Origin of the sequence: Desulfocicer vacuolatum DSM 3385, assembly GCF_900176365.1 — a bacterium.
Taxonomy (GTDB): Bacteria; Desulfobacterota; Desulfobacteria; order Desulfobacterales; family Desulfobacteraceae; genus Desulfocicer; species Desulfocicer vacuolatum.
The window spans coordinates 69,182-92,124 of record NZ_FWXY01000008.1; the positions used below are offsets into that span (position 1 = coordinate 69,182).

Here is a 22,943-nt window from a genome sequence, read left to right on the forward strand (position 1 = left end):
AAATACCCGGTTTGAGATCCACAATCCACATGTAAAATGGAGTTTATAACTCGTATGATAAAGAGATACCTTTTGGTGTATTATTGTTTGTTTTTTATTTGTATGACTTCATCCATGGTCTCTGCCGAGATTGTGGATCGTGTTGCTGCGGTTGTGAACGATGATATTATTACCCTTTCCGACCTGAACAAGGCCATTAAACCCTATGAAGAAAAACTGGCGTCCTCCGGTTATTCCCGGGAACAAATGAATGCCATGCGGTATAACATGAGGCAGGAGATGCTCAATAATCTGGTGGATCGTAAAATCACCGATCAGGAGGCGAAAAAACTGGGAATCACCGTTTCCGAAAAAGAGGTGGACAATGCAGTTGCCCAGCTCAAAAAATCCCGCATGATGACCCAGGAGGACCTTGAAAAAGCCCTGCAGCAGGAAGGCCTGACATTTAAAGCCTATCGGAAAAAAATCCGGGAAGAGATTTTACGCCCCAAATTGATAAACTTCAGTGTTAAATCCAAGGTGATCATCACAGATGAAGACATTAAAGCGTACTATGACGCCCATCCTGAAATATATGCAGGTACCCAGAAAATATATCTTAGAAATATATTAATTTCCCAGGGAGCCCTGGCCGTGGATGCCCTTGTCCAGGAAAAATTTAATGAAGTGAACACAGCCCTGCTATCGGGCCGGACCTTTGGCCAAGTGGCCCGGCAATATTCCCAGGCACCCAATGCCCAAGATGGCGGGGAGATCGGCTTTCTCAGTCTGGATGCACTGTCCAAAGAAATTGCAGATGCTGTCAGAGGACTTTCCGCCGGTGAACACACAGAATTTATCCAGACCGATCTGGGATATCAGATGTTTTTTGTGGAAAAAGTTGAAGATGGAAATCCCCGTTCTATTGAATCAGTTTCCGATGAAATTTCAAAAAAACTATACAATGATATTGTGGAAAAAAAATTCAAAACCTGGCTCAAAGAGTTAAGGGAAAAATCATACGTTAAAAATATGCTCTAATCTGAGCATTTTTTCGATTTATGACGAATAGCCTGCTATGATCAAGGCCCTGAAGTTGACAATACAGTCGGTTTTACAAGAGGTTAATGATGCAAAAAGAGCGACACAAAATACTTGCAGAAAGCGTTAAGCGACTGTTAAGACGTGGTGCAACAAAATCCCTTCAAAATATAATCAAAAAAACCCATGCTGCGGATCTTTCCCTGGTTTTTCGAGATCTTTCCAGTGATAATCGCATCCAAATGCTTAACCTCATGAAAGACCCTGAACAAAAAGGGGTTCTGTTTTCCGAGCTGGAAGAAACGGTTTTTCTGGAAATCATGGAACACATGGCCGTTGAAGAGGTGGTGGATGTGTTTGAAAACATGGCCGCAGATGATGCTGCGGAACTTCTGGGTTACCTGGATGAAGACACGGCTGATATCATCCTGGAGAAAATGAACAAAGAAGATTCCCAGGAAGTGGAACACCTCATGAGCTACGGCGAAGACACCGCCGGAAGCATCATGGTACCGGACTTCATTGCCCTGAAAGAAGACATGGGGGCCCGGGATGTCATTGAAGCCTTGCAAAATGAATTTCTTGATGTGGAAATGCCCTTTTATGTTTATGTCATAGATACTTATGGCAAACTTGTGGGGGTAAGTTCCCTGAGACAGCTGGTGGTGGTTCACCCGGAAAAACCCCTCAAGGAGTTTATGACCCGGGATATTGTATCCGTCAAAACATACACCGATCGGGAAGAGGTGGCACAGTTAGTGGCCCGGTACGATTACCTGGCCGTCCCGGTTGTGGATGATGATAACTGCCTTGTGGGTATTGTCACCGTGGATGACGTCATTGATATCATAAGTGAGGAAGCCACCGGTGACATTTTGAAGATGGCCGGTGTGGGTGAAGATTACATTGAAACCCAGACAGTGCTCAGGGGAACCCGGATTCGACTGCCATGGCTTTTTACAAGCTTTCTGGGGGGGCTTGCCGCTTTTTTCATCATCGGCAACTTTGAGGCAAGCCTTCAGCAGTATGCCTATCTTGCCGCCTTTATCCCGGTGATAATGGGCATGGGAGGTAACATCGGCACCCAGTCCTCCACCATTGTGGTGCGGGGAATTGCCACAGGAAAGATTGACACCGGAGACCTTTTTTCCGTGGTGGGAAAAGAGCTTGCCATTGGTGTAATTCTGGGAATTGTTTATGGGCTTTTCATCGGGATTGTGGCCAAAGTGCGTTTTAATCATGAACCCCTTTCCCTGCAGCTTGCCTTTTCCGTGGGCCTTGCCGTGATCTCCTCCATGTCCGTGGCGGCGCTGGTGGGCTCCCTTGTTCCCATGCTCTTTGAAAAAGCCAATATTGATCCCGCCGTTGCCACAGGCCCCTTTGTCACCACATCGGTGGATATTGTCAGCGTTTACTGCTACTTTATGATAGCAACGATTTTGCTGGGGATTTAAATGGATCCTTTTTCCACAGATGCCATTTTGATCCGGCGTACTGAATATGGTGATCATGATCTCATCATCACCTATTTTACCCGACGAATGGGGCGTTTGTCAGTGATGGCCAAAAACGCCAAACTCAGTGTTAAACGTTTTGCCGGTGCCCTGGACCCCTTCAGTGTAATGAAAATTCACTGCACCTGGCCCAAGCGCAAAAACCGGCTGCCCATTTTAAACAATGTGGACATAAAAACCGCCTTTGCCAGAATACGCACCAATGCCGTAAATACCGGGTATGCCAGTTACTGGCTGGAGATGGTAAATGCATGGATGGAGGAGGGAAAACAAGACCATGAACTTTATGACCTGCTGTTACATGTTCTTGATGGATTAAATGGCGGGAAAATGGATGTACAGGCCCTGAGTCTTCTTTTCCAGATACGATTCATGAGTATCTCGGGCTTCAATCCCACCCTTTCCTGCTGCGGCATTTGTGAAACGCCCATAGACAACATTTCCCAGGGACGCATCACCTTTGATTTTGCAGAAGGTCAACTGATCTGCAATACCTGCGGTGCCGGTTCCATCCGCCACGGCATCACCGTGTCCAAGGGAACATTGAAACAATTATTCTGGATCAACGGCAGTGATATTGGACGGGCAGAACGGCTTAAATTTTCTCCTGAGGCCATTGTGGAAGGCCAGCGGTTACTGGAGGCCTTCATTCCCTGCCACATCGGGCGGGACATGAAGAGTCTGGTCGTCCTCCGGCGGCTCAGACACTGAACATCCAGTACCGGATCTGATACCCGGAACCCTAATACGAGAGTCAAATGAATTTTAAACCCATACTTGAAAAAAAAGAAAGCGCCGTTTCCGTACCCTGCCGCATTGATCTTGGCGGCACTCTGGATATCAGCACCTTTTTTCTTCCCCTGACCCATCTAAATCCCGGCACCTTTAATATTGCCCTGGATCTTAGAACCACCGTGACCCTTTTCCCCTGGAAAACCGGTCACATTAAAATATCCTCCCGGGGGTTTGACACTGCGGAATTTGAGGCAGAAAAGGCGCCTTTTAATCATCCCATGGGACTGATGTTTGCCGTGGTTCGATTTTTCAACGGCCATGGCGTGCATGTGCACATTAACTCATCATCTCCGCCGCGAAGTGCCCTGGGGGGCTCCTCCGCCGCCGCAGTTGCCATGGTGGCAGCCTTTACCCACGCCCTGGAACGCACTGTGGCACCCGGTTCCACCGCAGCGGTTGCCCACCACATAGAATCCAGTGTGGCAGGGGTTCCCTGTGGTCAGCAGGATCAGCTGGCCGCCGCCTTTGGTGGCGTTAATCAATGGCACTGGACCGTTGCAAAAGGAGCGCCTGCCTTTGTCCGCGAACCTCTTTTTCCCCATGACCCAGCCCTTTCAAACCTTAATAAACATATTACCATGGCCTATTGCGGCATTCCCCATGTATCCAGTGATATCAACAAAAGGTGGGTAAATCAGTTTCTTTCCGGGCAAAATCGTGATAAATGGGAGCAAATTGTAAAAATCACCGCTGACTTTTCCCATGCGGTTAAAATGCAGGATTTTCATCGGGCAGCGCTGTTGATGAACCGGGAAACCCACATCCGCCTTGACATGACACCGGATGTGCTGGATGACACTGGTCAGGAGCTGTTCAAAGCAGCAGAGGCCATGGGCTGCGGTGCCCGGTTCACCGGGGCTGGCGGCGGCGGATGTCTCTGGGCCATTGGTTCGGCTTCAGACATGGATAAATTAAAACCGCAATGGCAACATATACTGAGAAACAAGGATCAGGCACATCTGTTAAAAGCAGCGGTTGATCCCAAAGGTATAATGATAATTTAAAGGCGATAACACTATGAATTTTCAAGAAGTAATTTTAAATCTGCAAAAGTTCTGGGCAGATCAGGGCTGTGTCATCATTCAACCCTATGACCAGGAAGTCGGGGCCGGCACCTTTCACCACGCCACCACTTTGAAATCACTGGGACCGGAGCCATGGAAAGTGGCCTATGTTCAACCTTCCCGTCGTCCCACCGACGGTCGGTATGGAGAGAATCCCAACAGACTCCAGCACTACTATCAATTTCAGGTGCTGCTCAAACCGTCTCCCGCTGATGTGCAGCAGCTCTACCTTGACAGCTTGAAATGCATTGGCATTGATCCTTTGGAACATGATATCCGCTTTGTGGAAGATGACTGGGAATCCCCCACTCTGGGGGCCTCGGGCCTTGGCTGGGAAGTGTGGCTGGACGGTATGGAGGTGACCCAGTTTACCTATTTTCAGGTGGCAGGAAGCCTGGAACTGAGTCCCATTTCCGTGGAACTCACCTATGGTCTGGAACGGCTTTGCATGTATCTCCAGGGAGTGGACAGCGTATATGATCTCATGTGGAACGACACCATCACCTATGGAGATGTTTACCACCAGCAGGAAGTGGAACAGTCCACCTACAACTTTGAGGTGGCTGACACCGATGTTTTGTTTGATCTTTTTTCCAAATATGAGACCGAAGCCCTTCGCATTGTTAAACAAGGATTGGTGCTGCCCGCCTATGAATTCTGTCTAAAGTGTTCACACACCTTTAATCTTCTGGATGCAAGGGGGGTGATCAGCGTCACCGAACGGACCGGATACATTGGAAGAATCAGAAACATTGCAAGGGAGTGTGCCAAGGCCTATGTGGACCAGAGAGAAGCCCTTGGACATCCCCTTTTAAAACAGGATAAACAGGTGTAATCATGAGTGACCTTTTAATTGAAATCGGAGCGGAGGAGATCCCCGCCGGATACATTGTTCCCGCCCTTACGGCATTCCGGGAAAGCCTTTTATCGTCCATGGTGAAAGCACGGATCAACCATGGGGCTGCAAGGATCTACGGCACCCCCCGGCGCCTTGCCGTCATAGTTGACAATGTGGCAGATACCCAGAGTGCAAAAACCTCCACAGTCATGGGGCCGCCTGCCAGGGTGGGATATGACAAGGACGGCAAACCCACCATTGCTGCAGAAAAATTTGCCGAAAAAGCCGGGGTTGCCCTTTCCGAGGTCACCGTCACCCAGACGGACAAAGGAGAATACCTCACAGCCGTTAAAGAAGAAGCATGTCTGCCTGCCGTTGACATCCTGGCCGATGTACTTCCGGATCTTATTTTGCACATCCCCTTTCCCAAGCGCATGCGCTGGGGCAGCCTTTCCATCAGCTTTGCCCGGCCCATCATCTCTTTGACCGCCCTTTTGGGGGAAACGGTGATTCCCTTTACCGTGGGTAACATCACCTCATCCAATGAGGTGTTTGGCCATTTTTTCCTGCATCCGGGCAAAGTGACAGTGCCATCCCCAAAGGATTACCGGGAGGTACTTCGATCCAGGGGAGTTATTGTTGACATTGAAGAGCGAAAAGCCCTTCTGGTAAAGGAGATTGAAAAGGTGGCAAAGACCCATGACTGCTGCATTTTAGAAGATGCTGAACTTGTGGACATTGTCACCAACCTGGTGGAATACCCCTATCCTGTGCTGGGACGATTTGACGGAGATTTTCTGGAGGTACCTGACGAGGCATTGATCACAGCCATGCGGGAGCACCAGAAATATTTTGCCCTCACCGATGAAAAAGGTGCCTTGAAATCGTGCTTCATTGCCGTTAACAACACCATGGCAACGGATATGGACGTGGTGGCAGCAGGCCACGGAAAGGTCATCCGGGCCCGCCTGGCCGATGCCAAATTCTTTTACAAGGTGGATTGTGAATCCACTTTGGATGAATTTGCGGATAAATTGAAAAAAGTGACTTTCCAGGCAAGCCTGGGCTCCATGTACGAGAAACGAGAGCGCCTGGAGACATTGGGGGCATATCTCACAACCCTTGCATATCCAGATGGCAATGAAACCCTTAAAACAGATGTCATCCGGGCCGCCCAGATCTGCAAGGCAGACCTGGTGAGCCAGATGGTCATTGAATTCACAAAACTCCAGGGGGTTATCGGCCGGGTCTATGCAGAACGGGCCGGAGAAAACGCCGAAGTTTCAGGGGCCGTTGAGCAACATTACCGTCCGGTGCATGCTGGTGCAGAACTGCCGGAATCCATAACAGGAAAACTTTTGGCCCTGGCAGACAAAATAGATACCATCTGCGGCTGTTTTTCCATTGATCTGGTACCCACAGGGGCCTCTGATCCCTATGCGTTACGCCGCCAGAGCATCGGTATTGTCCAGATCATGCTGGCAGCACAATTTACCTTTTCCCTCGGGGAACTTGTGGAAAAAGGTGTCTCTTTATATGTCACAGATGAAGACAAGAAAAACGCCGTCACAGAACAGGTTCTGGCCTTTATCAAGGGCAGAATGGGCAATATGCTTGCGGATCAAGGCTATTCCAGAGAATCTGTGAATTCAGCCCTTGCCGTCTCCTTTGACAATGTTCCAGACACTCTTTTGAGAATAAAAGCCCTGGATGCCATGCGCCGGGAGCCCGATTTTGAACCCCTTTCCATTGCCTTTAAACGGGTGGTGAATATCCTGAAAAAAGCCAATATTCACGGCCCCGTGCCCGTGGATGAGGCCCTGTTTGAAGATGCTTCGGAAAAAGCGCTTAATACGGCCTGCAGGCAAGTCAAAGAAAGTGTGAAATCATACACAGCCAACGGAGACTATGAAAAAGCCTTAAAGGAAATTGCCACCCTGCGCCCCTTTGTGGACACTTTTTTTGATGAGGTCATGGTCATGGTGGATGATGAAGCTGTAAAGCAAAACCGCATGGGACTGCTCTCCTCTGTGGCGGCTCTGTTCCAGAACATTGCCGATTTTACCCTGATTTAAATCATCCCGGGCAGATCTGCTGTGATCCGGTCTGCCCACAACGAATAATGAAACCCTCATGATTCCAGATCATTGGACGGAGTTTCATATAAAAAAAATATTTAAAGGAGTTTAACATATGGCAGGTTATGATCCTGAAAAAGATAAAACATTAATGGAATGGAAGTGTGAAGAGACCGGTTTAATGCTCTCCATACATCAATACGCCGGAGGGGAAGCAAAACTTCAAATCGGGCCCAGAGTTTTAAAGAAAAAAGACGGTACAGACCGGGCACCCTCCAAGGCAGGTCGTCTATCCATGGAAGATGTGATGTGGATCTATGATATAATTGATGAGGTTAAGGATGAGCTTGCCGACCTTGTCGGACCTGAATAGCCCCTCCCTGGTTCCCCCTTTGGGAGCAAGGAGTGCCCCTGACATCGGTCCTCTGGCGGTGATGATCAGCACAGAACCGGATGTCAGGTATATCAAAAAAAATCTGGGCCGGCCACGGTCCAGATCTTTTTTCATGGGTGAGCTGTTCCCGATCCGGGCAGCCGATACCAAGGCATATCCAGGGCAGGAAAAGCACAAGGAAACGCCCGATACAGGAAAAAGCCCTTCCATGGAAATCAATGAAAAGGGTACACTGAAAAATAAAATTAAAGCAAATGCCGTGGATAAGCAGGCAGCCGTATTTGCAGGCCCTTACATAGGCGCTCCCTATGCGGTGATGCTTCTGGAATCCCTCATTGCCCGGGGGGCAAAACAGATCATTGTTATTGGCTGGTGCGGTTCCATTTCATCGGACATACAAATCGGGGACATTCTCATGCCCCATGCCGCCATTGCCCACGAGGGGACCTCCCAAAACTACATGGCATGCACAGAACGCTGCCCTGAGATACCGCTCCCCGCTTCCCCGTCCAATGCCACCGGTCTTACTGAAAAATTAACCGAATATCTTGATGAAAACCACATACCCTTTAAAACCGGAACCATCTGGACCACAGATGCCATTTACCGGGAAACAGCGGAAAAGGTCTCTTTTTTCAGGGCCAGGGGGGCGCTGGCAGTGGAAATGGAATGCTCTGCCCTTTTTGCCGTGGCCGCCCACCGCAAGGTGGAGCTGGTTCCTCTGCTGGTGGTGTCTGATGAGCTGTCAAAAACCCAATGGAAACCGGCCTTTAAATCCAAGGTGTTCGGTGCTGCCCGAAAACAGGTGTCCAATGCCGTCATTGATTTTTGTAACCGCCACTGCCGGACCTTATCCTGATTTTAGTCTGCCCGTGGTGGATTTTTTTATTAGAAAATAAAACTTCCGGGCAACCTCAGCAGAGCTGCCCCCCCGATGGGCAATAGGAACCGGACAATTGAGCTGTCTACAGTTCCGGTCCGGGCCCATTGCCCATCGGGAGGGGGGCGGCGGCTCCGCGTCTACGACCCTATATTCGTTGTGTCCGTGAGGACATGCCCGTTTATATGAAATACTCCAAAAATCTAAGGTGTATTTCAAGCTTTGTTGTGGGCAGAACCGGATCAGAATACGGTCTGCCCGTGGCAGTTATATAAAAAATAAGATTCATTGATTAAGGAATCCATGGATAACGAGATAAAACAGGAGGCCCTGACCCTCCAGCGGGAATTGAACCGCCACAATTTTCTTTACCATACAAAGGATGATCCGGAAATTTCCGATGCCCAATATGATCGGATGATGGCCCGTCTCCTGGAAATTGAAAAAAAATTTCCCGAACTTTCTGCCCCGGACTCCCCCACCCGCCGGGTGGGGGGAGCGCTTTTGGAGGCCTTTGAAAGTGCCCCCCACTCCATCCCCATGTTGAGCCTGGATAATGCATTTTCAGATGAAGATATAACGGAATTTCATAAACGGGTCCTTCGCCTGTTAAAGGATACTCCCCTGTCCTACACGGTGGAGCCCAAAATGGATGGAGTGGCTGTTGAACTGCGCTACGAGAAAGGCATCCTCACCCGGGCCACCACCCGGGGGGACGGTGTTGTGGGAGAAGTGATCACCGATAATGTCCGCACCATCCGGACCATCCCCCTGGGCCTGATACCCCTGCCCGGGATTTCCCTGCCTGACCTGCTGGAGGTGAGAGGGGAAGTGATTATCACTTCAGATGATTTCAAGACATTAAACCGTCGACGACTTGAAAAAGATCTTTCCCTTTTTGCCAACCCCCGCAATGCTGCGGCAGGCTCCCTTCGACAACTGGACTCCAGAATCACCGCGTCCCGGCCCCTTTCCATTTACGTCTACGGCACCGGCCTTTGCCAAGGCATTGAATTTGACTCCCATGGAAGGATGCTTGCCACCCTTCAATCCATGGGATTTCCGGTGAATCCCCTTGTAAAACAAAATCTTTCCATCAAACAGGTGCTTGCATATTACCGGGAACTTGAAACCATGCGCCATACCCTTGCCTATGAAATTGACGGCATGGTGATGAAGGTGGATAGCATTAAATCCCAGGAAACACTGGGGGTTAAAACCCGAAGTCCCCGATGGGCCATTGCCTATAAATTCCCTGCCCAGGAAGCCGCCACTGTTGTCAATGATATCATTGTTCAGGTGGGCCGCACCGGCACCCTTACCCCTGTGGCATTGCTTGAACCTGTATCCATTGCCGGGGTCACCGTATCCCGGGCCACACTGCACAATGCCGATGAAGTCAGCCGCAAGGATGTCAGGGTGGGAGACCAGGTGGTGGTGATCCGTGCCGGGGATGTTATCCCCAAGGTGGTAAAGGTGATAACGGACCGTCGCATAGGAGATGAAACGCCCTTTATCATGCCGGATACCTGTCCGGTGTGCCAAAGCCCTGTGTTGCGCCTGCCCGAGGAGTCCGCCGTTAAATGCATCAATGTATCCTGTAGTGCCCAGGTAAAAGAGCGTATCAAACATTTTGTCTCCAAAGGCGCCTTTGATGTGGACGGCATGGGTAAAAAACTGGTGGAACAACTGGTGGAAAGAAAGGTGATTTCTTCCTTTGCAGATCTTTTTACCCTGCAAAAAGCTGAGCTGTCTGCCATGGATCGCATGGGGGACAAATCAGCAGATAACATTGTCAGGGCGCTGAAAAAGGCATCTAAAATTACCCTTCCCAAGTTTATTTTTGCCCTGGGCATTGATCACACCGGAGAAAATGCCGCCCTTGTCCTGGCCAGACAGTTTCAAACCCTGGAGGGCATTACGGCTGCATCAAAACAGGCCCTGGAAGCCATTGACGGCGTGGGACCCAAAACCGCTGCCGCAGTGCACGATTTTTTTGCCAATCCTGATAACCGTCAGGTCATTGAACGCCTGCTGGCCAACGGGGTACGCATTTCAGATTTTTCCATGAAGGCACCACAGCCGGGAGCAACCCTTGAAGATCCGGGTCCATTCCTTGGCAAAACCGTTGTGCTCACCGGCAATCTTGAAATGATGACCCGGAGTGATGCAAAAAAAAAGCTGCAATCATTGGGAGCCAAGGTGACCTCCAGCATCAGCACCAAGACCGATTTCCTTGTGGCAGGAGCATCGGCAGGAAGTAAGCTTACCAGGGCCAAGGCCCTGGGTATTACTATTTTAGATGAGGTGCAGTTCAAGGAAATGCTCAAGATATAACTGCCACAGACAGATCTTATTTTGATTCGGTCCTGCCCACAATAATGCTTGAAACACGCTCCAGACTTGAGACGTATTTCATATATCGGGCATCTCCTGCCGGACACAACGGCTATTGAAAATGGTATTATGCCGCCTCCCGGGGCAATGGAGACCGGATCGGGACCATAAACGGGCCAATTGGCCGATTCCCATTGACCCTTTGGGGGCTCTGCTGAGGACAGTTGGAGTTCCCCTGTTCATATTAAATCAATCCTGTTCAATTAATTGTCGGAGTTTTATGTAATTATATGGATACATTCTTAACAGAAAAACATCGCATTGTGAGAAGTTCTGTCAGGGCCTTTGCCCAGCGGGAGATCATGCCCATTTCAAGGGAAATAGATGAAGATCGGCGCTTTCCCTGGGAAGTCATTGAAAAAATGGGAAAACTTGGGTATCTCGGCATCCAGGCCCCCCGGGAACTGGGGGGGGCTGGCATGGATGCAGTGAGCTATATTATCATCATTGAGGAGATCTCCCGGGCCGCGGCAGCCATTGGCTTATGCGCCTCGGTGCACAACAGCGTGGCCCTTTATCCCATCCTTGCATTTGGCAATGCCCTTCAACACGATAAATTTGTACCGGACCTGGCCAAGGGAAAAAAAATCGGGGCATTTTGTCTCACAGAACCCAATGCCGGTTCCGATGCCTCGGCCATTGAAGCCACAGCCATTAAAGACGGGGATCATTATATTGTCAATGCCAATAAGGTGTTTGTCACCAATGGCGGCGTGGCTGATATCTGCGTAATGTTTGTGCGCACCGATCCCGCTGCCGGTCCCCGGGGAATCAGTGTCATTGTGGCAGAAAAGGGAACCCCGGGCTTTGTGGTGGGAGAAAAGGAAAATTTGTCGGGCATGCGGGCCAACCCTGTTTGCTCCATCCGGCTCAGCGACTGCAAAATTCCTGCTGAGAATCTCCTTGCCAAAGAAGGCATGGGCTTAAAAATCGGTCTGGCGGCCCTTGATACCGGGCGTATCGGCATTGCATCCCAGGCAGTGGGCATTGCCCAGGCTGCCCTTTTGGATGGCATCAAATATGCAAAGGAACGCATTCAATTCAAAGTACCCATTGCCAGACACCAGTCCATACAGAATATGATTGCCGACATGGCCACCCAGGTGGAATCGGCCCGGCTCATGGTGTATCGGGCAGCCCTGCTAAAAGATCAAAAAAAACCGTTTTCCAAGGAAGCGGCCATGGCCAAACTCATGGCCAGTGAAACCGCAAGCCGGGTGGCGGACATGGCTGTACAGATCCATGGCGGATACGGATATTCCAAGGCATATGGGGTGGAGCGATACTATCGGGATGCCCGGATCACAAGAATTTATGAAGGAACCAGTGAAGTTCACCGCATGGTGATTGCCCGCAATATCCTTGATTGATGGGGTGATGAATGCATAGTTTTTTGTGGTTAAGGCGGTTTTAAGATGATAAGTACTTGGACACCATTTTGTTCTATTTATTCTACTTTGGATCGGCTTGCCTCTGAGGCCATTTTCAATGTTAGAACCGGAAGAAATTTTACTCCATGTACAAAAGAATAAATATGGAAAAGATATGGGACTGAATATAATTGTATGTATAAAAGCAGTGGCGGAAGGGACCTGGGGTGCAAAAAACACCGATAAAAATTTCACCCTGAATTTATTTGACCGTCCGGCCATTGAAATGGCCATGGAATTAACAAAAAAATATGACGGCACCGTGACCCTGGTCTCCATGGGCCCTGAATCGGCGTGTTCTGCCCTTTATGAAGCCATGTCCATGGGACCCCAAAAGGCTGTGTTGTTATCAGATCCCCTGTTCAGAGAATCAGACACCTATGCCACGGCAAAGGTATTAAGTGCAGCCATAAAAAAATTAGCCCCCTTTGATCTGCTTTTCTTTGGAACCAGATCTTCGGACAGTGACACCGGACATGTGGGCCCACAGACTTCCCAGATGCTTTCCATACCGTACATATCCAATGTACATGAAATGGTGGATCTCGGCATGGATAAAGCCACGGTGGAAAGACGGGCCGATGGATTTGTGGAGCGGTTTCAGATCACCGGCCCCGGAGCCATGGGGGTGGTCCATGACGGCACCGAATATGGTTACACCGGTCTTTATGAAATTGAAAACACCTTTGACGGTAAATCCATCCAGCGCTGGGATCACAGTGATCTCGGTCTTGAGCCCCATGAAATCGGACTTCCGGGGTCTCCCACAAAAATTGTGGCGTTAAATCCCCACAAATCCAAAAAACAGTGCCGGTTCATTACCGGAGATGTGGCCCAGGCTGCAGAAACCCTGGCCCAGACCCTGTCACAGGCAGGATTGGTGGACTAAAAAATGACAAATAATATCAATACACAAACAAACAACCCGGATATGGCTGAAAAAGAGATCTGGGTATATGGCGATGTGAGATCCTCTGCACTGTTCAATAACAGCCTTAATGTACTGGCAGGGGCCCAAAAACTGGCAAGCCTCACCGGCGGAAAAACCGTTTTTATGATAATCAGCCGGGACAATAAACATAATCCAGATGCTGTGGAAGAACAAAACGCCGCAGACCAGGCAGTGAAACATGGGGTGGACAGGGTGTTAACCCTTAAACCTTCTGCCGGGGGATATCTTCTGCCGGAACAGGAAGCCCGGATCATTGCCGGGGTGGTGCAGCAGCAAAACCCTTGCGTATGCCTGTTTCCTTTACATGTGATCCCCCGGGAGATTTGTTCCCGGGTGGCAACCCTTTGCCATGGGGGCATGATTGCAGACTGCATGGATTTTAAATATGATGCCGGAGAAATCATTGCCGTGTGTCCCTCCCATGGTGGGGAGGTTATGGCCCAGCTGGGATTTTCCGATGCCACCATCACAGGATTTATCACTGTACAACCCAATGCTTTTGTCAGAAAGGAGACAACCTCGGCCCAGGGGGAGTTGGAGACTCTCACCGTCACCTCCCTTGCCCCGTGCGATGAGATCTCTTTTCTTTCCTGCGACAAAGAGTCAAGAAGCGAAAAAAACCTGGAAACTGCAAGGAAAATCGTTGTGGGGGGTGCCGGGCTCGGCAACATAGAGAACTTCACCACCCTTCGAAAACTTTCTGCGGCCCTGGGGGCTGAAACCGGAGCCACCCGACCGCCGGTGTTGTGGCATTGGATTGATGAAGAACGCCTCATCGGCCAAACCGGTAAAACCGTTTCGCCAGAATTGTTGATCTCCCTTGGCACCTCCGGTGCCGTGCAATACACCGCAGGCATCACCGGTGCAAAAACCGTGGTGGCTGTGAACAAAGATCCCAATGCCCCTATTTTTCAGTTCGCTGACATGGGTATTGTTGGGGATGTAAATCTTTTTTTGCCGGTGTTCACGGAAAAAATCAAACAAATCTCCCTGAGATCCCTGGCCGATGCCCTGGACACTGACGGCCCGTCTGCCCGGGGGGATGATTTTGGTTCAAGGCTCATCCGAATCAGAAGAGCCCACGGTTTAACCCGGGAGGTATTGGCACAATCCGTGGGACGCACCCCGGAATTTATTAAAGAGCTGGAAAACAATCAAACCACGGCTTCAGTGGGCCTTTTGATCACCCTGGCCGAGGTGTTTGACATTGATGCCGGTACTTTTTTAAATGCTGAAGAGCAATCAAAACTTGCCGGAGAAAGGGCCCAGGCCTACACCCGTAGAACAGCCAACTACCATTACCAGAGCCTCACCCCGGGGGCAGAAAATGAACATCTGCGGGTGTTCATGATCACCATTGAGTCCCGACAAAAGCACAAACCCGTTGACTATCGCCATGAAGGAGAGGAGTTTGTCTATGTCATGGACGGACAGTTGGGATTGACCCTGGACGGTAAACTTTATACCCTGATGAAAGGGGAGTACATGAAGTATAATTCCCAGACACCCCATCAACTGAAAAGCCTCAGTGATGAGAAGACCCGGTGTCTGGTAACCCTCTATACACCCTAAAAAAAAGTTAAGAAAATACCACGGGCCACGAACCAAAATCAAAATGAAACCCGCCTGTGGCTCACCTGCCAATTTCCTTATAGGGTTCCCCATCATTGAGGAGCCCTTCAAAACCACCTGACATACGGATCGCGTACAAATGCGATTCGGCAGACCAATTTTCAGCCAGGAATAATCCAAGGGAAAAAAAATATCTATTTAACAGGGCCATTACAAAATAAGCTGAACCAAAAAAATTGTGTTACCTCTTCTTTGATTCATCTCTGAAAAGGGCATGGAAAAGAGGACCATAAAGGCGCCAGACCAGGCTGGGAAAGGCATTGTTATGGGCCTGCCACAGGGAATCAAAATCAGGATAGGCCCTTAAAGCACAGGGGGTATACCCTATTTCTCCGGAACGAAATCCATCGCCCTGGTACACCTTACAGACATCGTTTTTAGCCGTGGCAGCTTGTGATGTATTTTTCCCACCGGTATCCCCAGCCAATGAATTCTGGTCATCATGGAAATTTCCCTGCCCCCCGGACTCCGGCGCTTTTAAAAGCCAGGCCATGGCCGTGCGGGGGGTAATGGGCAATGGAATGCAAAGCCCCTGCCACCACAGGTCAACCATGTCATACACCAGGGCACAGGCACTGTTCTTTTCCAAAGGCTTCAGGTTTACAATGCCATCCGGTGCCACAAGACAGCTTGTTAAAGGCAGGCCCACGGCACAGGCCAGCACATGCTTTACCCAAATTTCTGTAAAGGGCGTTAAACGGCTTGGTTTCCCCTTGGCATCCATGATGTTATGGGAATAAAATTCCCACCTTGCAAAGGATTTCACGGCAGAGGATGGCTTGACCGGGGGGAAATCTGCCATTTTTTTTTCAGCAGACTCTGATGAAGCATCGGAGAAACCGTGATCCCCCCGGGAAACCAGGGAGTCTTGAGTATTTAATGCATCTTGTGGATCTGCACTGTGAAGCCCATCTAAAAATCCTTCAAGAATTTTACCTTTAAGGGGACCCTTGTTTATATGAAAGGATAAATCTTGACCGGAAATTTCATGGGGCCAGGTTTCACAAAGGCGGTTGTTGTGGGCCACCATCTCTTCCACAGGTTCTGTAAGGGACGTCACGGCAATCTGACCAAACCCCTTCATGGGCAGCTCCCCTGTATTCAAAAGGCGCTGGGCCGCCGTGGTGATAGCCTTGACGTCCTGCCCGGTCCCTTCCGGAAAAGCTGCAAGCCCGGCATCCAGCAATTGCTGTTTAAGGATATAGGGAGTGATTCCCTCCAGAACAAAGGGCTCATCCCCGGTGCGGGCTTCATCCATGGCATCAAAATAAATGGAAAGACGCTGGTGGAAGAAAAAGTTCAGAGGACTTTTCATGAACTGAATCAAAGGCCTTAAATCCAGGTTATCCCGGGGCACCGGAAGGGGTAAAAGGGGGGCTTGATCCCCGGACAACGTTTCATCCCAGGCAATGGAAGTAGGATCAATGGAAGAAAGGTCAAACAAACCGGTTCCCCTGTGGATTGATTGTTCCTGTTTTTCAAAAATTTCCCGCCATTCCCGGGCATAGGTAAAAAGCGCGTTGTTGTCTTTATTGGCAAAATAGTGTTTGCTAAAGGGCTGTAACGGATGCGTCACGGTGAGGATCTCTATCACATCCGGCCCATGGTGTGAGCCATCATCCGCATCTGTGACCTGAATGCCCGGGCGATCATTATCCATGCCATGATCATTTGTGATATTAATATCCATGTCATTGAATTCCCTGCCATGGTCTGCCGGGACATGGACGTCCTGTGAACCACTATTTATGTCACCCAAGGTACGGCAGGTACATTCCTCTAAATTCAACCGCCACCCTGCAGACACATAATCCCGAAGCTGGGCCACCAGCACAGACGGAGCTTTTAGACTGTTATCAACCACATCATGGCCGATGTAGCTGATATAAAAGCAATTGCGGGCCGACAGCAGAGCCTCCAGAAAAAGGTAGCGATCATCCTCCCGTCGGGAACGATCCCCGGGCCGGTAAAGCCCTTTCTGGGCCATGAGATCAAAATCCAGGGCCACCCGGCTGCGGGGGTATTCTCCGTCGTTCATGCCCAAAAGGCATACCACCTTAAAGGGAATGGCCCGCATGGGCATCATGGTGCAAAAATTGACCTTTCCGGCCAGAAAACGCTGGGAGGTACTGGATTCGGTCATGGCCGACATGACATGGTCCCGCACCACGGGAAGTTCCAGATCTAAATAGAAATCACCGGTATCGCAGGCCGTTTCCCAAGCCACCAAGACATCGTTTACATGGGATAAAAACAGATGCTCACCACTGTCTCCGGGCATAAAAAAATCGATGAGCATTTTACGGATGCGCTGGCACCAGATTTCTGGAGATGCGGGAATAATAATGGTTTGCCACAGATTTTCCAAGGCGTTCATGAGATCTGTCAGCCCCCCGGCCAGGGCTGCACTGAGTCCGCCAATCTCATCATAGGGCTCAATGCCGTTCCAGGCAAATCCATTTCCCACGGCATAGCCAAGCATCATCCGACGAAGGCCAAAATCCCAGGTGTTATGCGCCAGATCCGGTGGCAGATCAAAGGCCTTTCGATGCTCACTGTTAAGCCCCCAGCAAATACCGGCCCCCTCCATCCACAGTTTTAATAAGGGTAAATCCAGGGGTTTGATACCAAAGCGACGTCCCAGGGCGGGCACCTCCATCAGGGCCATGATATCTGCCGTTGTCATGCGAATCCGGGGCAAGTTCAACAATGTTTCCAGGGCGTTTAACAATGGACGGAAGGCATTGTCCGGACCGTCGGCAATGGAAAAGGGGATGAATCGCTCATCTGTAATGGCTATATTACCAAACACCGCCTGAATGTGGCAGGCATAGGTATCAATATCCGGGGTCATGACAATGACATCCCTGGGACAAAGATCCGGCATTTCTTCAAAAAAATTCAAAAGCTGATCCTGGAGAATCTCCACCTCACGCTGGCGGCTATGGGCCAGGTGAAATTGAATGGAGCGATCCCCGGACAAAAGAAGCTGCCTGTCATCGGGACAGGCAGGCAGGGCAATGAGATCCAGGACATTCTGCTGTACCTGCATGAGCAGGGTTGCCCGGGCATGGGAGAGGCCGTTTTCCAATTTTTTTTGATTGTCCAGACGCTCCCCATTAAAATGATACCCATGATCCTGATCACCGGGGGAGATAATATCTCGAAACAGATCAATCTGGGAGAACCGATCCTGGTAGGTTTCCGGCTGATCATACCGGTACAGCAGCCCTATATAGTCCCTGCCCTGCTTTCCCCAGGTGGCAAGTAAGGGGTTCACATGCTGGTGCAGCGCATCGGGGTCCAAATCCCCGGGTATGGTGTTGCCGTGGCGGACCTGTTCAATTTTAAAAAGCTCCCGGTCTTCAACGATATCTGACCAGTAGTGGCGGCAGGGGTTGTGGACAAATAAAAGTATCTGGCAATGGGCCGACAATACATCCAAAGCTTCCAATATCTGGGCTGGCAGGGAACAGATACCAAACACAATCACCCGCCGGGGCAACCCGGTAAAAGGCCTTTGGGAATGTCCAGCGGCGTCTAAAAACCGGCCATGGAGACCGGCCCGGCCGGTTCCCCTCAATTCCGGGACAATATCTTCATGAACCCGCCGCCACAACGCCGCCTGCCAGGCCTGTTCCCGGGGTAAATCCACCCATGCACCTGTGCCGGTGATAAGTCCATCCCGGCCATCCTGCCAGGCGGTGAGCCAGTCAGCCCGGTACACCTGATATTGATCAAAAAGCGCTGCCAGGTGTACCGCCAGCTGGTATCGTTTCCGGGAATCTTCATCATCGGAAAAAAACCGTGTGAGCACCGAAAAAACAGGATCATCCCCCAGCTGGGTTAACAAACGCATGAGCCGCCAGATCAATCGTTCCCGGTCAAAGGGAGAAGCCGGAGGCACATCTCCCAGCACGGCTCGGTAGGCCTGCCACATGAATCGACCGGGGAGTAAAAACTCAAGACCTGCACCAATGCCGCAGCCATCATCCGATGCCAGGGAAAGCTTGAGCCACTGGGCCATGCCGTTGCTCTGGACAATGAAGCACTCCTTTTCCAGGGGGGCCACAGGATATCGACCCACCCACTCCACAAGCACATCACGCAGATCCTCCATATGATTGCCATGGATGATGGAAAGACCCGGTTCAAGTGGCTGTGTCATATCAACTATCTTTTACAGAAGAATGAAAGAGCATATCAACGGCTTTTTCCATGCGATCCAGTCCCTGTTTAAGGGTGGCCATGGGGCATCCAAAATTGAGCCGCACATACCCTTTTGCACCAAAGGTGGCACCATCATTGAGACCAACACCCATGGATTCAAAATAGCGGGCCGGGTTTTCAACCTTAAGGTTTTTTGCATCAATCCAGGCAAGATAGGTGGAAGAAACGGCTTTCATGGATAATCCCGGCATGTTGTTTATGCGTTGGTACACATAATCCCGGTTTGTTTTCAAATATTGAATCAAGGCCGCCAGCCATTGGTCCCCCGATTCAAATGCAGCCCGGGCAGCCAGAAGCCCCATGCAGTTCACATGGGGTAAAAGTCCCCGGCTGAATGTCTGAAATTTTTGCCGCAGGGCACCATTGGAAATCACACCAAAGGAACAGCTCAACCCCGGAATGTTAAAGGTCTTGCTCGGGGCCATGAGGGTAATGGTGTTATCAGGAGCCTTGGGATCACACATCCATGTGGGACAATGGGCGGCATCATCATCCAGGATAAAATCGGCATGGATTTCATCGGAAAGCAGCAATATATTATGGGCATGGCAAATGCTCACAAGACGTCCCAGCTCCTCTTTTGTGAAAATCGTTCCACAGGGATTGTAGGGACTGCATAAAATGAAAATCCTGGTTTTATGGGTGATGGCCTCCTTTATACCCTTAAAATCAAGCACATATCTGTCATTTTCCAACACCATGGGAACCTTAATGCAGTTTTTACCGGCATTGCCCGGTGCTGCCAGAAACGGAGGATACACAGGAATGGTGGTCATGATATCATCACCCGGGTCACTGAATGCATGACACATGGCATTGATACCGCTGACAAGGCCCGGCAGCCATACAATCCAATCTGGATTGATCTCCCACCCAAAACAGCGTTTCAAGCGCTTAACCACCACGGCTTCCAGGGCATAATCCCGTCCGGGATACCCGTAAATACCATGATGCACCCGTTCTTGAAGAGCCTTTGTCACCGCTGGAGGTACTTGGAAATCCATGTCCGCCACCCACATGGGAATGACATCTTGCCCCTGGTATTTATCCCATTTTTCACCGCCGGTTCCCCTGCGGTCTATTACCTTGTCAAAATCAAACATTCAAACGGCTCCTTTGTTTTTTCTTGCATATTCATTGGGAATTTGAGATTTAAACTATTTTCACATCACCAACGATTTTCTCCAGGGATGTAGCACATTCAGCATCTTTTCCGCAATGGAATAACTGCCACGGGCTGACCGTATTTTGATCTGAATTTTGATACGGATGGGTCCACAACGAATAGTGAAATGGTATGATGCCGCCCTCGACGGAAAATGGAGATCGGCCCGGGACCATAGATGGCCCAATGGGTCGCTTCCCACTGCCCCCGTGGTCTGGCTGAGAATGCTCGGAAAAACCGTTACAAAAGACGATAAACACCCCCCTGTACAACAGGATGAATAAACAATCCAAATGAGGTTTCCATGAAAAACCCACTGCTTAAAAATCCCATGTATATTTATTTAATGCTCCTGGTCATTGCCTCCACAGCGGGCCTTCATGTATGGCGCAGCCTTTTTGACAATTTTGCCGTGAATATTATTCATCTGGATGGAGGACATGTGGGAGCCCTTCAATCGGTGCGGGAATTTCCAGGATTTCTATCCCTATTGGTGGTATATCTTCTTTTAATCATCAAGGAACACCGCCTGTCTGCCCTTTCTGTAATTATCATGGGCCTGGGAGTGGGGGCCACGGGTCTGTTTCCCACCTTTTACGGATTAATGTTCACCACCCTTCTAATGAGCTTTGGCTTTCACTATTTTGAAACCACCAATCAATCGTTGACACTACAGTATTTTGATACCCACACCGCCCCCATTGTGTTTGGTAAACTTCGAAGCCTTGCCGCTCTAAGTAACATTGTGGCAGGAGTACTGATTTTCCTGGCAGCGCCATATGTTTCCTACACCGGGCTTTACCTTCTGGCCGGTGGCGGAATGCTTGCCATTGGCCTTTATACCCTCACCCGGAATCCCACGGATAAATTCCTGCCCCCCCAGCGAAAGGATATGATTGTAAAAAAACGATATTGGCTTTTTTATATCCTGACGTTTATGGCCGGGGCCAGACGCCAGATTTTCATTTCCTTTGCCGTATTTCTTCTGGTGAAAAAATTTGGATTTTCCATCCGGGAAATTGTCATATTATTCATGCTCAATAATATCATCAATTATTTCTTGAGCCCGTTCATTGGAAAATGCATTGTAAAGTACGGAGAAAGAAAGGTGCTTTCACTGGAATACTTCAGCCTGATTTTTATTTTTGTTGCCTATGCTGTGGTGGATTCTAAAATCATGGTGGGCCTGCTTTACATTGCAGATCATATCTTTTTTAACTTTGCCATTGCCATTAGAACATTTTTCCAAAAAATTGCTTCCCCGGAAGATATTGCCCCCAGCATGGCCGTGGGATTCACCATTAATCACATTGCCGCCGTGGTATTGCCCGTAATCGGAGGACTTTTATGGCTGGTGGATTATCGAATTCCCTTTCTGGCAGGGGCAGCTCTGAGTCTTGTCTCTCTTTTATTGGTGCAGCAAATTACCGGGCAACTGAGTATTAATCGACCTGAAAACAGAAACAATTCATAAAGCCAAATGAGTTCGGAAAACAAGATTGATTGAAACGGTCAGGCCCGAACATAATATTTTGTATCCGGGCCTGACTTGTATTCTTAGCCATTATTCCTGATTCTTCAAAATATATAAATCACTTTTTTTCCAATCCTGGGCCTCTTGTTGAAAGGATTTCAAAAAGCAACGACCGGCCTTGTTTTTTGCATCATAGATGCCGTGTCTTAAAAATGTCAAAGGCACCCCTCCCTTCAATCCCACAGTGATATCGAACATGCTGAAATCCTGAATCAATCCCCGAATGATATCTCCCTCCAGCAGGGTAAAGAAAACCACCTCACGTTCTTTCATCAAGGGATAAAGAGTTTTATTTTTTATAAAATACCGCTCCCGGAAATTTTCCGTTGGCTCAAGATTGAGTTTTTTAACTTTTTTATCAATTTTTTTGATGAGCTTTGTAATTATTTCATTTTGCTCCACCGGATATAAAAATTTTACAAAAAGTTTTTTTATGGTGAACTCACCGGTTTCTTTGCAGTCAATGGTCACCTCATACACATCATTTCCAACAATGCGGCCTGTAACAGGCGATTTCCCGTACAGATGAATGCACCAGTCCGCCTCCGATGACATGGCTGTTTTAAATATTGAATTGTTTTGATTTTCCCGTCTGTATTCACTGAATCCTGAAAGATAATTCATCTGTCTTTTTCCTTTATTATAGGATATCATGTCGGCCCGACGACACGACCATTTTCCCAGTCTCAACTCATTACTGATCCAAGATCAAGAAATCATGTTTGTTTAATCTTGTCCATCGGTTAAATTGTCAAAACCGCATTTTTTAGAAATGAACCAGATGCTTTCTGCAATGTAGCCATTTGTTAAAAACAATATCCCAACAATAAGCATCCAACAATATCAATACTCTATATGCTATTATTGTACTGGTCAGTCGTAAGTTCTCCAGTTTGAAGCCACATAATGTGATTCCTTGAAATTGAACACATCCCATGTGGTATAAGAAATTAGAACTGAAAAAAGCCTCGATAATGTCAATAACGAAAGTCTGACCCCACCACGAAATGCGAACACCGA

The 22,943-nt window shown here is 49.1% G+C and carries 16 protein-coding genes; 13 read left to right on the plus strand and 3 right to left on the minus strand.

Features of this window, described 5'->3' with window-relative positions:
• Positions 1 to 54 precede the first annotated feature (54 nt).
• The 12 genes from B9A32_RS08990 (at position 55) to B9A32_RS09045 (ending at position 14,934) form a co-directional block, all read left to right on the plus strand.
• Positions 55 to 1,020, plus strand: coding sequence for a SurA N-terminal domain-containing protein (locus tag B9A32_RS08990; RefSeq protein WP_170923770.1), 966 nt, complete (start codon positions 55 to 57; stop codon positions 1,018 to 1,020).
• A gap of 86 nt (positions 1,021 to 1,106) precedes the next feature.
• Positions 1,107 to 2,474, plus strand: coding sequence for a magnesium transporter (mgtE, locus tag B9A32_RS08995; protein ID WP_232367099.1), 1,368 nt, complete (start codon positions 1,107 to 1,109; stop codon positions 2,472 to 2,474).
• Positions 2,475 to 3,245 carry a DNA repair protein RecO gene (gene recO / locus B9A32_RS09000; protein ID WP_084068534.1) on the plus strand — a complete coding sequence of 257 codons (771 nt, stop codon included), beginning with the start codon at positions 2,475 to 2,477 and terminating at the stop codon, positions 3,243 to 3,245.
• A 47-nt stretch (positions 3,246 to 3,292) separates the two neighbouring features.
• Positions 3,293 to 4,333: a GHMP family kinase ATP-binding protein gene (locus B9A32_RS09005; RefSeq protein ID WP_084068536.1), complete on the plus strand. Its 1,041-nt coding sequence runs from the start codon at positions 3,293 to 3,295 to the stop codon at positions 4,331 to 4,333.
• A 13-nt stretch (positions 4,334 to 4,346) separates the two neighbouring features.
• The gene (glyQ, locus tag B9A32_RS09010; RefSeq protein ID WP_084068539.1) at positions 4,347 to 5,228 is read left to right on the plus strand and encodes a glycine--tRNA ligase subunit alpha; all 882 of its coding nucleotides are present in this window, start codon (positions 4,347 to 4,349) and stop codon (positions 5,226 to 5,228) included.
• Positions 5,229 to 5,230: 2 nt separating this feature from the next.
• The gene (gene glyS / locus B9A32_RS09015) at positions 5,231 to 7,306 is read left to right on the plus strand and encodes a glycine--tRNA ligase subunit beta (RefSeq protein ID WP_084068541.1); all 2,076 of its coding nucleotides are present in this window, start codon (positions 5,231 to 5,233) and stop codon (positions 7,304 to 7,306) included.
• A gap of 118 nt (positions 7,307 to 7,424) precedes the next feature.
• Positions 7,425 to 7,682 carry a hypothetical protein gene (locus B9A32_RS09020; RefSeq protein WP_084068543.1) on the plus strand — a complete coding sequence of 86 codons (258 nt, stop codon included), beginning with the start codon at positions 7,425 to 7,427 and terminating at the stop codon, positions 7,680 to 7,682.
• A complete protein-coding gene (locus B9A32_RS09025) occupies positions 7,666 to 8,562 on the plus strand; it encodes a nucleoside phosphorylase (protein WP_139795770.1) in 897 nt (298 codons plus the stop codon). The genes B9A32_RS09020 and B9A32_RS09025 overlap by 17 nt, the downstream gene beginning before the upstream one ends.
• Before the next feature lie 324 nt (positions 8,563 to 8,886).
• A complete protein-coding gene (gene ligA / locus B9A32_RS09030) occupies positions 8,887 to 10,920 on the plus strand; it encodes an NAD-dependent DNA ligase LigA (RefSeq protein WP_084068548.1) in 2,034 nt (677 codons plus the stop codon).
• A gap of 290 nt (positions 10,921 to 11,210) precedes the next feature.
• Positions 11,211 to 12,350: an acyl-CoA dehydrogenase family protein gene (locus B9A32_RS09035; protein ID WP_084068550.1), complete on the plus strand. Its 1,140-nt coding sequence runs from the start codon at positions 11,211 to 11,213 to the stop codon at positions 12,348 to 12,350.
• A gap of 175 nt (positions 12,351 to 12,525) precedes the next feature.
• Positions 12,526 to 13,299, plus strand: coding sequence for an electron transfer flavoprotein subunit beta/FixA family protein (locus tag B9A32_RS09040; protein WP_170923771.1), 774 nt, complete (start codon positions 12,526 to 12,528; stop codon positions 13,297 to 13,299).
• A gap of 42 nt (positions 13,300 to 13,341) precedes the next feature.
• A complete protein-coding gene (locus B9A32_RS09045; RefSeq protein ID WP_212637872.1) occupies positions 13,342 to 14,934 on the plus strand; it encodes an FAD-binding protein in 1,593 nt (530 codons plus the stop codon).
• 241 nt (positions 14,935 to 15,175) lie between these two features.
• Here B9A32_RS09045 and recC read toward each other — a convergent pair whose 3' ends face one another.
• Both recC and B9A32_RS09055 read right to left on the minus strand, forming a co-directional pair.
• The gene (gene recC / locus B9A32_RS09050) at positions 15,176 to 19,162 is read right to left on the minus strand and encodes an exodeoxyribonuclease V subunit gamma (RefSeq protein WP_084068557.1); all 3,987 of its coding nucleotides are present in this window, start codon (positions 19,160 to 19,162) and stop codon (positions 15,176 to 15,178) included.
• A 1-nt stretch (position 19,163) separates the two neighbouring features.
• Positions 19,164 to 20,327, minus strand: coding sequence for a MalY/PatB family protein (locus tag B9A32_RS09055; protein WP_084068559.1), 1,164 nt, complete (start codon positions 20,325 to 20,327; stop codon positions 19,164 to 19,166).
• Between the two features lie 366 nt (positions 20,328 to 20,693).
• Here B9A32_RS09055 and B9A32_RS09060 point away from each other — a divergent pair, with 366 nt between their 5' ends.
• Positions 20,694 to 21,863: an MFS transporter gene (locus tag B9A32_RS09060; RefSeq protein WP_084068561.1), complete on the plus strand. Its 1,170-nt coding sequence runs from the start codon at positions 20,694 to 20,696 to the stop codon at positions 21,861 to 21,863.
• A gap of 90 nt (positions 21,864 to 21,953) precedes the next feature.
• On the opposite strand, the gene B9A32_RS09065 is transcribed toward B9A32_RS09060, so the two are convergent.
• Entirely contained in the window at positions 21,954 to 22,547 is a 594-nt protein-coding gene (locus tag B9A32_RS09065) for a hypothetical protein (protein ID WP_084068563.1), read from the minus strand.
• Positions 22,548 to 22,943: the final 396 nt, after the last annotated feature.